At 45.1% G+C, this 12328-nt stretch carries 10 protein-coding genes; 4 read left to right on the top strand and 6 right to left on the bottom strand.

The features are described from left to right. Positions 1 to 64: 64 nt before the first annotated feature. Together AB4371_RS12380 and AB4371_RS12385 are read right to left on the bottom strand one after the other, a co-directional pair. Positions 65 to 997, bottom strand: a complete 933-nt coding sequence (locus AB4371_RS12380; protein ID WP_017061485.1) for a sugar kinase — start codon at positions 995 to 997, stop codon at positions 65 to 67. 34 nt (positions 998 to 1031) lie between these two features. Beyond that, positions 1032 to 1367 carry a cupin domain-containing protein gene (locus AB4371_RS12385; RefSeq protein ID WP_009846518.1) on the bottom strand — a complete coding sequence of 112 codons (336 nt, stop codon included), beginning with the start codon at positions 1365 to 1367 and terminating at the stop codon, positions 1032 to 1034. Between the two features lie 333 nt (positions 1368 to 1700). Here AB4371_RS12385 and AB4371_RS12390 point away from each other — a divergent pair, with 333 nt between their 5' ends. From AB4371_RS12390 to AB4371_RS12400, 3 genes are all read left to right on the top strand, one after another. Next, on the top strand, positions 1701 to 3899 hold the full coding sequence (locus tag AB4371_RS12390) for a heparinase II/III family protein (RefSeq protein WP_372149866.1): 2199 nt from the start codon (positions 1701 to 1703) through the stop codon (positions 3897 to 3899). Positions 3900 to 3901: 2 nt separating this feature from the next. Further along, positions 3902 to 6055, top strand: coding sequence for a heparinase II/III family protein (locus AB4371_RS12395; protein ID WP_372149868.1), 2154 nt, complete (start codon positions 3902 to 3904; stop codon positions 6053 to 6055). Between the two features lie 324 nt (positions 6056 to 6379). Next, positions 6380 to 7177, top strand: coding sequence for a fumarylacetoacetate hydrolase family protein (locus AB4371_RS12400; RefSeq protein ID WP_372104975.1), 798 nt, complete (start codon positions 6380 to 6382; stop codon positions 7175 to 7177). A gap of 98 nt (positions 7178 to 7275) precedes the next feature. Here the strand turns inward: AB4371_RS12400 and phnE (AB4371_RS12405) are convergent, their stop codons facing one another. From phnE (AB4371_RS12405) to phnD, 4 genes are all read right to left on the bottom strand, one after another. Beyond that, positions 7276 to 8106, bottom strand: a complete 831-nt coding sequence (phnE, locus tag AB4371_RS12405; protein WP_371721129.1) for a phosphonate ABC transporter, permease protein PhnE — start codon at positions 8104 to 8106, stop codon at positions 7276 to 7278. Positions 8107 to 8116: 10 nt separating this feature from the next. Beyond that, positions 8117 to 8971: a phosphonate ABC transporter, permease protein PhnE gene (phnE, locus tag AB4371_RS12410; protein WP_052878558.1), complete on the bottom strand. Its 855-nt coding sequence runs from the start codon at positions 8969 to 8971 to the stop codon at positions 8117 to 8119. Beyond that, positions 8968 to 9786, bottom strand: a complete 819-nt coding sequence (gene phnC / locus AB4371_RS12415) for a phosphonate ABC transporter ATP-binding protein (protein ID WP_372149870.1) — start codon at positions 9784 to 9786, stop codon at positions 8968 to 8970. The genes phnE (AB4371_RS12410) and phnC overlap by 4 nt, the downstream gene beginning before the upstream one ends. Positions 9787 to 9929: 143 nt before the next feature. Next, complete coding sequence (gene phnD / locus AB4371_RS12420) at positions 9930 to 10886, bottom strand: phosphate/phosphite/phosphonate ABC transporter substrate-binding protein (RefSeq protein ID WP_136981711.1); 957 nt, start codon at positions 10884 to 10886, stop codon at positions 9930 to 9932. A gap of 266 nt (positions 10887 to 11152) precedes the next feature. On the opposite strand from phnD, the gene AB4371_RS12425 reads away from it, so the two are divergent. Next, positions 11153 to 11872, top strand: a complete 720-nt coding sequence (locus tag AB4371_RS12425) for a FadR/GntR family transcriptional regulator (protein ID WP_017069949.1) — start codon at positions 11153 to 11155, stop codon at positions 11870 to 11872. Positions 11873 to 12328 lie beyond the last annotated feature (456 nt).

The following is a 12328-nucleotide window of genomic DNA, read 5'->3' on the forward strand; positions in this document are numbered from 1 at the left end:
CTCACGTTAAATGTGGGCTTGCTTTCAACTAAGCAAACCCTTGATTAATAGTTAAAGTGCGTAATTATAGAGACAGATCAGGCGTCGCTTCTAGAGGAATGATAGCACCTGGATGCTGAATCACAGTCCCTGCCACAATATGACCTGCTAACGCTGCATCACGTGCATTGCCACCGCTTAAGCGCTTAGCTAGGAAGCCCGCGCTGAACGAGTCGCCAGCCGCTGTAGTATCAACAATGTTGTCTACTGGGTTTGGAGCAACGTACTGAGCGCTTTGGCTTTCAACTACTAAGCAGTCTTTAGCACCACGTTTAATGATGATCTCTTTCACACCAGATTCAGACGTACGTGCAATACACTGTTCAATGCTTTCGTCGCCGTACAACTCTTGCTCGTCATCGAACGTCAGTAGAGCCGTGTCAGTGTACTTAAGCATCTTCAAGTACCAAGAAATCGCTTCTTGTTGACTTTCCCAAAGTTTTGGACGGAAGTTATTGTCGAAGAATACTTGGCCGCCTTGCGCTTTAAATTTGTCTAAGAAGTTGAATAGCTGCGTGCGTCCATTCTCTGTCAAGATAGCAAGCGTAATACCACTTAGGTAAACCGCATCAAAAGAGAATAGCTTATCAAGTAGAGCAGGCGTGTCTTCCTGGTCAAACATGAACTTTGCTGCAGCATCATTACGCCAGTAGTGGAAACTGCGTTCACCAGTTTCATCGGTCTCGATGTAGTAAAGCCCTGGTTGTTTGTGATCAAGCTGAGCAATTAAGCTAGTGTCGATACCTTCCGCTTGCCACTTTTCTAACATGTCGGTACTGAATGGGTCAGTGCCTAGCGCTGTTACGTAGCTCGTGTTGATATCTTGCTCTTTTGTTAAGCGAGACAAGTAAAGTGCAGTATTTAGTGTATCGCCACCGAAACTTTGCTTAAGCCCGTCTTGTTTCTTTTGTAGCTCAACCATGCACTCGCCAATGACCGCGATGTTTAATGATTTCATATGCTTACCTTAGCAACTGAGGTTGCGCTGTTTATTATTTTAGGAAATCTTCACGCGCAGGGTTGAAGATATCAAGAAGGATGCTGTCTTGCTCTAGTGCAACTGCACCGTGCATCATGTGTTTACGAGCGAAGTAAGCATCGCCTTCTTTAAGGACTTTCTTTTCGCCTTCAATCTCAGCTTCGAAGCTACCACGAACTACGTAACCGATTTGGTCATGGATTTCGTGAGTATGAGGGTGGCCAATCGCGCCCTTATCAAAACATAGGTGTACTGCCATTAGATCGTCAGTGTAAGCAACGATTTTACGCTTAATGCCGCCACCAAGTTCTTCCCATGGGTTTTCATCTAGGATAAAGAAAGAGTTCATTGTGTATCTCCTAATCTGTTTAAATCTTTTAAGTGTTACTTAACTTGCATCCATCATAAGGGAATGAGCCTAATTGTAATACAATATATCTAAATTTGTGTGATATTGATCAAGCGATACTTTATATAGCGTAAATAAATCAACAACTTAATAAATGGCTAATATTTACCATTAGCCAGCTACATCAATGACTTATGGCTAATTATGTGACTCTACTCATCATTTAGCGACGAATAGGTATAATTAAAGCTCATATTGTATTACTTTATATGGAGTTTGAAAATTTAATCAAAGTTTAAGCAGATAAACTCTTTATTGAGGGTGACAAAGAATATGACGACTAAACCAGTATTGTTGACTGAAGCAGAAATAGAGCAACTTCACCTTGAAGTGGGCCGTTCTAGCTTAATGGGCAAAACCATTGCAGCGAACGCGAAAGATCTAGAAGCATTCATGCGTTTACCTATTGATGTCCCAGGTCATGGTGAGGCTGGTGGTTACGAACATAACCGCCATAAGCAAAATTACACGTACATGAATCTAGCTGGTCGCATGTTCTTGATCACTAAAGAGCAAAAGTACGCTGACTTTGTTACAGAATTACTAGAAGAGTACGCAGACAAATACCTAACGTTTGATTACCACGTACAGAAAAACACTAACCCTACAGGTCGTTTGTTCCACCAAATCCTGAACGAACACTGCTGGTTAATGTTCTCAAGCTTAGCTTACTCTTGTGTTGCTTCAACCCTGACACAAGAACAACGCGACAATATTGAGTCTCGTATTTTTGAACCAATGTTAGAAATGTTCACGGTTAAATACGCACACGACTTCGACCGAATTCACAATCACGGTATTTGGGCAGTAGCGGCTGTCGGTATTTGTGGTCTTGCTCTTGGCAAGCGTGAGTACCTTGAAATGTCGGTGTACGGCATTGACCGTAACGACACTGGCGGCTTCCTAGCGCAAGTTTCTCAGCTGTTTGCACCGTCTGGCTACTACATGGAAGGTCCTTACTACCACCGTTATGCGATTCGTCCAACGTGTGTGTTCGCTGAAGTGATTCACCGTCATATGCCTGAAGTGGATATCTACAACTACAAAGGCGGCGTGATTGGTAACACAGTACAAGCGATGCTTGCGACGGCTTACCCGAACGGCGAATTCCCAGCTCTGAACGATGCATCTCGCACAATGGGTATTACAGACATGGGTGTTCAGGTTGCAGTGAGCGTTTACAGCAAACATTACTCATCTGAAAACGGCGTTGACCAAAACATTCTTGGTATGGCGAAGATTCAAGACGCAGTTTGGATGCACCCATGTGGTCTTGAGCTATCTAAAGCTTATGAAGCGGCGTCTGCTGAGCAAGAAATCGGCATGCCTTTCTGGCCAAGTGTTGAATTGAACGAAGGCCCTCAAGGTCACAACGGCGCGCAAGGCTTTATCCGTATGCAGGATAAGAAAGGCGACGTTTCTCAGTTAGTGATGAACTACGGCCAACACGGCATGGGTCACGGTAACTTTGATACGCTGGGTATTTCTTTCTTCAACCGTGGTCAAGAAGTACTGCGTGAATACGGCTTCTGTCGTTGGGTGAACGTTGAGCCTAAATTCGGCGGCCGTTACCTAGACGAAAACAAATCTTACGCTCGTCAAACAATTGCACATAACGCAGTAACGATTGATGAAAAATGTCAGAACAACTTTGACGTTGAACGTGCAGATGCAGTACACGGCTTGCCGCACTTCTTCAAAGTAGAAGACGAGCAAATCAATGGCATGAGCGCATTTGCTAACGATCATTACGAAGGTTTTGACATGCAACGCAGCGTGTTCATGCTAAACCTTGAAGAATTAGAATCTCCGCTACTATTAGATCTTTACCGTTTAGATTCTGAGAAAGGCGGTGAAGGTGAGCATCAGTACGACTACTCACACCAATATCAAGGTCAGATTGTTCGCACTAACTTTGAATACCAAGCAAACAAAGAGCTAAACACTCTAGGTGACGATTTCGGTTACCAACACCTATGGAACGTGGCAAGCGGTGAAGTGAAGGGCACAGCACTTGTAAGCTGGCTACAAAACAACACGTACTACACTTGGCTAGGTGCAACGTCTAACGACAATGCTGAAGTGATCTTTACTCGCACTGGCGCTAACGACCCAAGCTTCAACCTACGTTCAGAGCCTGCATTCATTCTACGCAGCAAAGGCGAAACAACACTGTTTGCTTCTGTTGTTGAAACGCACGGTTACTTCAACGAAGAATTCGAGCAATCAGTTAATGCACGTGGTGTTGTGAAAGACATCAAAGTAGTGGCTCACACCAATGTCGGTTCGGTAGTTGAGATCACCACAGAGAAATCAAACGTGACAGTGATGATCAGCAACCAACTTGGCGCGACTGACAGCACTGAACACAAAGTAGAACTGAACGGCAAAGTATACAGCTGGACAGGCTTCTACTCAGTAGAAATAATTTTAAACCCAGAATTAGCAAGCACAGCAGAGCAGGGGAAATAATAATGAGCTATCAACCACTTTTACTTAACTTTGATGAAGCAGCAGAGCTTCGTAAAGAACTTGGCAAGGATAGCCTTTTAGGTAACGCACTGACTCGCGATATTAAACAAACTGACGCTTACATGGTTGAAGTTGGCATTGAAGTTCCAGGTCACGGTGAAGGCGGCGGTTACGAACATAACCGTCACAAGCAAAACTACATCCACATGGATCTAGCCGGCCGTTTGTTCCTTATCACTGAGGAAAAAAAATACCGTGACTACATCGTTGATATGTTAACTGCGTACGCGACGGTATACCCAACGCTTGAAAGCAACGTAAGCCGTGACTCTAACCCTCCGGGTAAGTTGTTCCACCAAACGTTGAACGAGAACATGTGGATGCTTTACGCTTCTTGTGCGTACAGCTGTATTTACCACACGATCTCTGAAGAGCAAAAGCGTCTGATCGAAGACGATCTTCTTAAGCAAATGATCGAAATGTTCGTTGTGACTTACGCACACGACTTCGATATCGTACACAACCACGGCTTATGGGCTGTGGCAGCGGTAGGTATCTGTGGTTACGCAATCAACGATCAAGAGTCTGTAGACAAAGCGCTTTACGGCCTGAAACTAGACAAAGTAAGCGGCGGTTTCTTAGCACAACTTGACCAACTGTTTTCGCCAGACGGCTACTACATGGAAGGTCCTTACTACCACCGTTTCTCGCTACGTCCAATCTACCTGTTCGCAGAAGCAATTGAACGTCGTCAGCCTGAAGTTGGTATCTATGAATTCAACGACTCAGTGATCAAGACAACGTCGTACTCTGTATTCAAAACAGCATTCCCAGACGGTACATTGCCAGCTCTGAACGATTCATCGAAGACAATCTCTATCAACGATGAAGGCGTTATCATGGCAACGTCTGTGTGTTACCACCGTTACGAGCAGACTGAAACTCTGCTTGGCATGGCTGATCACCAACAAAACGTTTGGGTTCATGCTTCGGGTAAAACACTGTCTGACGCGGTTGATGCAGCAGCCGACATCAAAGCATTTAACTGGGGTAGCCTGTTTGTAACGGACGGCCCTGAAGGCGAAAAAGGTGGCGCAAGCATCCTTCGTCACCGTGATGAGCAAGACGACGACACAATGGCGTTGATCTGGTTTGGTCAGCACGGCTCTGATCACCAGTACCACTCTGCGCTAGACCATGGTCACTACGATGGCTTACACCTAAGCGTATTCAACCGTGGCCACGAAGTACTGCACGATTACGGTTTTGGTCGCTGGGTAAACGTTGAGCCTAAGTTTGGCGGTCGCTACATCCCAGAGAACAAGTCTTACTGTAAGCAGACGGTTGCTCACAACACAGTAACGGTTGATCAGAAAACGCAGAACAACTTCAACACAGCATTGGCTGAGTCTAAGTTTGGTCAGAAGCACTTCTTCGTAGCAGACGATCAGTCTCTGCAAGGCATGAGCGGAACCATTTCTGAGTACTACACTGGCGTAGACATGCAACGCAGCGTGATTCTTGCTGAACTTCCTGAGTTCGAGAAGCCACTAGTGATCGATGTATACCGCATTGAAGCTGACGCTGAGCACCAGTACGACCTGCCCGTTCACCACTCAGGCCAGATCATCCGTACTGATTTCGATTACAACATGGAAAAAACGCTTAAGCCATTAGGTGAAGATAATGGTTACCAACACCTATGGAACGTGGCTTCAGGCAAAGTGAACGAAGAAGGTTCTCTAGTAAGCTGGCTACATGACAGCAGCTACTACAGCCTAGTAACCAGTGCTAATGCGGGCAGCGAAGTGATTTTTGCTCGCACTGGTGCTAACGATCCAGACTTCAACCTTAAGAGTGAGCCCGCGTTCATCTTACGTCAGTCTGGTCAAAACCACGTGTTTGCTTCTGTACTAGAAACGCATGGTTACTTTAACGAGTCTATCGAAGCCTCTGTAGGCGCTCGTGGTCTGGTTAAATCAATGTCTGTTGTGGGCCATAACAGTGTCGGGACTGTTGTGCGCATTCAAACGACATCTGGCAACACTTACCACTACGGTATTTCAAACCAAGCTGAAGACACGCAGCAAGCAACTCACACTGTTGAGTTCGCGGGTGAGACATACTCGTGGGAAGGATCATTTGCTCAACTGTAAATGATTAACATACATGCCGTTTAACGATGGCATGTATTGATGTGGTGCTTTGCGGGAACGAAGCATCACATTGAATTCAGTCGTGATTGCAAATCGTTCGTTGATACCAACAACGACTGAATACATCGGGAATAAGTCAAACCGAGTAACTCACTGCGAGTTGCTCGGTTTTTTTATGCGTGCTGCTTTTATAAGAAGGGGGGAAAGAGGATGGGGCAACGGAGCTTCCCTTTTCCTTCGAATCTTACAGAGTGGGCTAAAGTATAGTTTAGGATTTAAAAATAAAGGGATTCAAGGATGAAGTGGTTATTGGCAATAGTTGCGATGTCTGGTGTCGCATTGGCGGCAGAAAATAACAGTGTTGAGGTGAGCAGTGAGCATTTTGTCCGTTTTAAATACCAAGACAAAGTCAGCTATGGAAAGCTAGACAATGACGTTGTGTTACCGGTCAGCGGCGATCTCTTTGGCGAATATTCGGTAGCAAAAAATTCGATCCCGTTAGAGTCGGTTGAGGTGTTACTACCGACAAAACCAGAGAAAGTCTTCGCCGTCGGGATGAACTTCGCTAGCCACTTAGCCTCACCTGCCGATGCACCACCGCCGATGTTTCTTAAACTTCCTTCTTCTTTGATTCTCACGGGCGAAGTGATTCAAGTGCCACCAAAAGCAAGAAATGTTCATTTTGAAGGCGAGCTGGTGGTTGTGATTGGTAGAGAGCTCAGTCAAGCCAGTGAAGAAGAAGCCGAACAAGCGATCTTTGGCGTCACGGTGGGCAACGATATTACTGAAAGAAGTTGGCAAGGCGCCGATTTACAATGGCTCCGAGCGAAAGCTTCCGATGGTTTTGGCCCAGTAGGCAACACAATTGTGCGCGGCATTGATTACAACAATGTTGAGTTAACCACTCGTGTTAACGGTAAAGTGGTTCAACAAGAAAATACTTCGTTCATGATCCACAAGCCAAGAAAAGTCGTGAGCTATTTGAGCCATTATTTTACCCTCAAACCGGGCGATCTAATTTTCATGGGCACGCCAGGTAGAACTTATGCTTTGTCCGACAAGGACCAAGTGAGTGTCACGATTGAAGGGGTAGGGACTGTGGTCAACGAAGTGCGGTTCTGATGGTGAAAAATGTTTATCACGTTGCAACAAACGAAAAGCCTACTCACTGAGTAGGCTTTGATCCTAACTAACCGTCTATTTGACGTTGTTTTTATTATTTAGATAAGGGCTTTTCTTGCTTTGGCTGCCACCCATTCGGAGAAGATGACCGTCACTAGAATCGCACAGAAAATCACAGTCACTTGAGGCCATGCCAGCATCGCCATCGACTCTTGCAGTTTTAAGCCGATACCGCCAGCGCCCACCAAACCTAAGACGGTAGACTCACGAATATTGATATCCCAGCGGAACAAGCTCGTGCCGATGAAACTTGGCATCACTTGCGGAAGAATACCGTAGTTCAATACCTGCAGCGGAGAAGCTCCAGTCGATTGGATTGCAGACATCTGTGTTGCATTCACTTCTTCAATCGCTTCATACATTAACTTCGCCACAAAACCAATTGAACGTAGCGCTATCGCAATGATACCGGCCAACAAGCCTGGGCCGATGATTGCTACCAATAACAATGCCCAAATTAACGAGTTAATTGAACGACTTGCCGCGATGATGAACAGCGCGATAGGTCTGATAAACGTCATGCTTGGCGTTGTATTACGTGCAGCTAAGAACGCGACTGGAAACGCTAGTACTATCCCCAACAGTGTGCCAAGTGTCGCGATGTTAATGGTGTCCCACAACGGACTCCAAAGAGACTCTAAGTAGCTCCATCTTGGTGGCCACATACGTGAAGAGATATCAGTAAATTGGTTGGGTGAGTCAGTCACAAAGTACCAAATCGTATCCTTGTTCATGACTTGCCATGCGAATACTGTCAAAGCAACAAAGCAAAGCCAGCCTAGCCAAAGCATGAGGCTCTGTTTACTGTCGTAACGCTGCCATTGGGTACGATTGATGGCGCTTGTCGGTGTTTCATTTAACGTGCTCATTGGTCGTTCCTTACTGCACATGCTTACGGATGATGGTTGATAGGTATTCACACAACATCACAATCACTATAATAATCAATAGAATAGCGGCTGCTGCGCTGTATTCGTAACGGTCCATTGCTGTGTTTAACGTTGCGCCGATACCACCTGCGCCAACAATGCCAATCACCGCTGACTCACGAAAGTTGATGTCGAGTCGGTACATCGAAAGTCCGATGAAGCGCGGCATTACCTGCGCTTGAATCGCGTAATTCACTTGTTGTAACCAACTTGCGCCCGTTGCACGCATTGCGGTCAGTGGTGCTGGGTCAATGGCTTCAATTTCATCGGCAAACAATTTTGCGAGAAAGCCGATGGTCGCGAAGGTGAGCGTGACAAAACCCGCAAACGTACCAAAGCCAAATAGAGCGACACACAGAATCGCAACGATGATCTCTTGTAAGCTACGAGCAACCGAAATAAACGCACGACAGAATAGGTAAACAGGCGTAGGGGCAAGGTTTTTCGCTGCGCCTAATCCGAATGGGATTGAAAGAAGGACACCCGCCACGGTTGATGTCAGGGTCATGGTTAAACTCTCAATCAAACCTTGTGAGATGTTGTTCCATCGGCCACCAAAATCTGGGTTCATGAAAGCCAAAATGAACTGCCAGCCGCGTTCGCTGCCTTCGTAAATTCGAGTCCAGTTGACGTGTACCGATTGAGTCGCAAGGTACAAGTAAACCGCGACAATGATGATTAAGCTCCAGCGTAACCATGGGCTAGAAATCAGTGGCGGCTTTGTCCACTGTGTCGGGTATTGTTTGGAATTCTGTTTTCCTGACTTTAAATGCTGCTGAACTTGATTTGGATATGGTTGAGTCATATTGTTGCCTCAGATAGGCGAGGGCTTGTGATGATGAGGTCATCGGCCTCTTCTTCTGCTTGTTGACTCCAGTCTTCTTCACCGTAGATTTGCGTTAAAACATCTTCAGTGAGCAGGTTTGGTTTGTCATCAAATACGACACAACCTGCATTCAAGCCGACAACACGGTCAAAAAACTGCTTTGCTAATTGAACATCGTGAATATTGATGATGGCAGGGAGTTGTTGCTCTGAACAAATCTCACTGATCAGTCGCATGATTTGGCGCGCTGTACGTGGATCAAGTGCGGCCGTTGGTTCATCAATCAACAGTAATTTCGGTTTCTGAGCAAGTGCACGTGCAATACCAACACGTTGACGCTGACCACCCGACAGAGCATCGGCCCTTTTATTGGCGTGTTCTAACAATCCAACACGGTCGAGTAGTGCATAAGCGGCTTGGATATCTGATTCAGGGAAACGGCGAGTAAAGCTTTGCCAGAAATTCACGTAACCCAAACGTCCTGAAAGTACGTTTTCCATCACCGTCAAACGCTCAATCAGCGCGTACTCTTGGAAAATCATCCCGATTTCACGGCGTGATTGTCTCAGTTGTCGCTTAGACAGCGTTTCTAGATTGGTATTGGAAAAGATCACTTCGCCGCTGGTGGGTTCGGTGAGCCGATTAATACAACGGATAAGCGTTGATTTACCCGCACCAGATGGACCAATTAAACCAACCACTTCACCGGCATTGACCGACAAGCTAACGTTGGTAAGGGCTTTATCAGAACTGGAGTAGTGCTTGGTAAGCCCTTTAAGGGTAAGAGTAGACATAGAATTCCTATAAGAGCGGTGTACTAAGAGTTCGCCTGAGACAGGCATGGAAAGTAAACCGGAAAGAGTGGTGAATAACTGCAGGCGATTACACCTGCAGTTAGTTTTATCGGTGTGTGATTGGCTTTTTAGTTCGGTTGAACTTAGCTACACGTGTAAGAGACTTTGTTTGCCGTATCGATAGTGCGGATCACTTCCCAGTGCTCTTTGTAAGTAATAGGAACGAACTGCGCTTCGCGGTTACGTTCAAATTCTTCTTGAAGCTTTGTGCCTTCCCAATCGAAAGTGAAGAACGCTTTTTGAATCTTCTCTTGCAGCTCTGGTGTTAGGTTGTGCGCTGTGCCGTAAGCTGTTGTTGGGAAGGTTTGTGACTTGTAGATGCTCTTGATTTGACCTTCTTTCACGACTTCACGTGAAAGCATACGGTTCAATACTGAGTTAGCGACGGCTGCTGCGTCATAATCTTTGTGTGCCACACCCAAAATAGAGTTGTCGTGCGCGCCAGAGAAAGCCGGTTTGAAATCACGTTCAGGTTGAAGCTGGTATTCAGCATCCAGAATCGCAGAAGGGGCTTTGAAACCAGAGTTTGACGTTTGTGATGTGAACGCTAGGTTCTTATCTTTTAGGTCTTCCACTTTCTCAATGCCAGAACCAGGGTAAGTGATGATTTCCATTTCGTAACCGAAAGAGCCATCTTCTGCAGCCATCATTGTGAATGGGGCAAAGCCTGCACAGTTAACCGCTAGTGGTGTAGAACCTGTGTTGAAACCTGCGATATGTAGGCGACCTGAACGCATTGCTTCAATTTGAGCTGCGTTATTTTGAACAGGGAAGAAACGAACCGTCTTTTCCGTTGTTTTTTCAAGGTGGCTCAAAAACTCGCTCCACACATCAGCGTATACTGCAGGATCTTCAACTGGCGTATAAGCAAAAATTAGCGTGTTTGGGTCAACCCATTGCGATTCATCTTGAGGAACATCAGCAACCAAGTTGCCAGAGCGATCTTCGTATCGTGTATCCATTGCTAATGCAGAACCAGAAAAAATCAGCGCAGCAGTAATAGCGCTCTTAAGCGTGAGGTTTGTTTTTGTCGGTTTCATTATTTCAGTCCAATTGAGTGATTTCTTGGGAAGGGAGTATAGAAATCGAGGATGACAGAACCGATGCATTTTGATGACGGATTTATGAATGGTGTAACATAATGTTTCTAGCTGTATGGAGTTAGATGCTTTATAAGTGGTTGATTAATTGAGTAAATTAATAGAGCGCGACTCGTTGCTAATTTACTCAATTGGCGCTAGGTTGAAATCCTGTTATAGTAATCCTTAAATAATACATAAACATAACATATAAAATAAGTGAACTTATGGTTAGCACTTTTAATTCAATCTCGGGCTCGAAGCGCAGCCTGCACGTGCAAGTAGCGCGTGAAATCGCTCGTGGAATCTTGTCTGGTGAACTGCCACAAGGTTCTATTATTCCTGGTGAAATGGCGCTGTGTGAACAGTTTGGTATCAGTCGTACGGCACTTCGTGAAGCAGTTAAACTACTGACTTCTAAAGGCCTGTTAGAGTCCCGCCCGAAAATCGGTACTCGTGTAGTGGATCGCGCATACTGGAACTTTCTTGATCCTCAACTGATTGAATGGATGGATGGTCTAACCGACATAGACCAATTCTGTTCTCAGTTTTTAGGCCTTCGCCGTGCGATTGAACCAGAAGCGTGTGCATTAGCTGCAAAATTTGCGACTGCTGAGCAACGTATCGAGCTTTCAGAGATCTTCCAGAAGATGGTAGAAGTGGATGCTGCTGAAGTATTTGACCAAGAAAGTTGGACAAACATCGACATTCGTTTCCACAGCTTGATCTTCAATGCAACAGGTAACGATTTCTACCTGCCATTCGGCAATATTCTGACGACCATGTTCGTTAACTTCATCGTGCACTCTTCTGAAGAGGGCAGCACATGTATCAATGAACACCGTAGAATCTATGAAGCGATTATGGCTGGCGACAGTGAAAAAGCTCGTACAATGTCAGCGGCTCACTTGCAAGATGCTAACCACCGTTTAGCCACTGCAAGCTAAACACGGTTTTCAACTTCATTTGAACCAGTCAAAAAGGTATGCCAAGTGCATGCTTTTTTGTTTTTAGAAAGCGTGTTGCACCATGTGTGGCACTGTTTTGGTTCATCCTCGCTTAACTCCTTCTTAAGCCAGTTCCTTCTTGTATACGCCTAGCGGTCGTTCTCTTTACCATCATAATAAAAATAATATTACGCTCGATATTCGTTTTTAGACACTCTCGACCCCCAAATAATTATGCGTCATCCATGATTTTTCATTTTTGTATATTTTGAATCTACCATCGTTTGAACTGGATATGCCTCTTCTATATTGATTAATTTAAGTAGAATTCTAATGAAATTATCCACTCTCAATAGATAAAAAACACTGGTTTATTGTGTGATAAATGAGAGTGATTTAGCTCTGATTTGGCTTTTATTATTTTTGAGGATTTTATATTTATATGTGTTTGGTTGT

Source organism: Vibrio sp. 10N.261.51.A3 (assembly GCF_041471965.1).
Classification (GTDB): domain Bacteria; phylum Pseudomonadota; class Gammaproteobacteria; order Enterobacterales; family Vibrionaceae; genus Vibrio; species Vibrio crassostreae_C.

Bases quoted from the DNA above. Each gene is read 5' to 3' on its own strand.
- AB4371_RS12385 (WP_009846518.1), bottom strand. From the start codon at position 1,367: ATGAACTCTTTCTTTATCCTAGATGAAAACCCATGGGAAGAACTTGGT.
- AB4371_RS12400 (WP_372104975.1), top strand. From the start codon at position 6,380: ATGTCTGGTGTCGCATTGGCGGCAGAAAATAACAGTGTTGAGGTGAGC.
- phnE (WP_371721129.1), bottom strand. From the start codon at position 8,106: ATGAGCACGTTAAATGAAACACCGACAAGCGCCATCAATCGTACCCAA.
- AB4371_RS12425 (WP_017069949.1), top strand. From the start codon at position 11,153: ATGGTTAGCACTTTTAATTCAATCTCGGGCTCGAAGCGCAGCCTGCAC.
- AB4371_RS12380 (WP_017061485.1), bottom strand. From the start codon at position 997: ATGAAATCATTAAACATCGCGGTCATTGGCGAGTGCATGGTTGAGCTA.
- AB4371_RS12390 (WP_372149866.1), top strand. From the start codon at position 1,701: ATGACGACTAAACCAGTATTGTTGACTGAAGCAGAAATAGAGCAACTT.
- phnE (WP_052878558.1), bottom strand. From the start codon at position 8,971: ATGACTCAACCATATCCAAATCAAGTTCAGCAGCATTTAAAGTCAGGA.
- phnC (WP_372149870.1), bottom strand. From the start codon at position 9,786: ATGTCTACTCTTACCCTTAAAGGGCTTACCAAGCACTACTCCAGTTCT.
- phnD (WP_136981711.1), bottom strand. From the start codon at position 10,886: ATGAAACCGACAAAAACAAACCTCACGCTTAAGAGCGCTATTACTGCT.
- AB4371_RS12395 (WP_372149868.1), top strand. From the start codon at position 3,902: ATGAGCTATCAACCACTTTTACTTAACTTTGATGAAGCAGCAGAGCTT.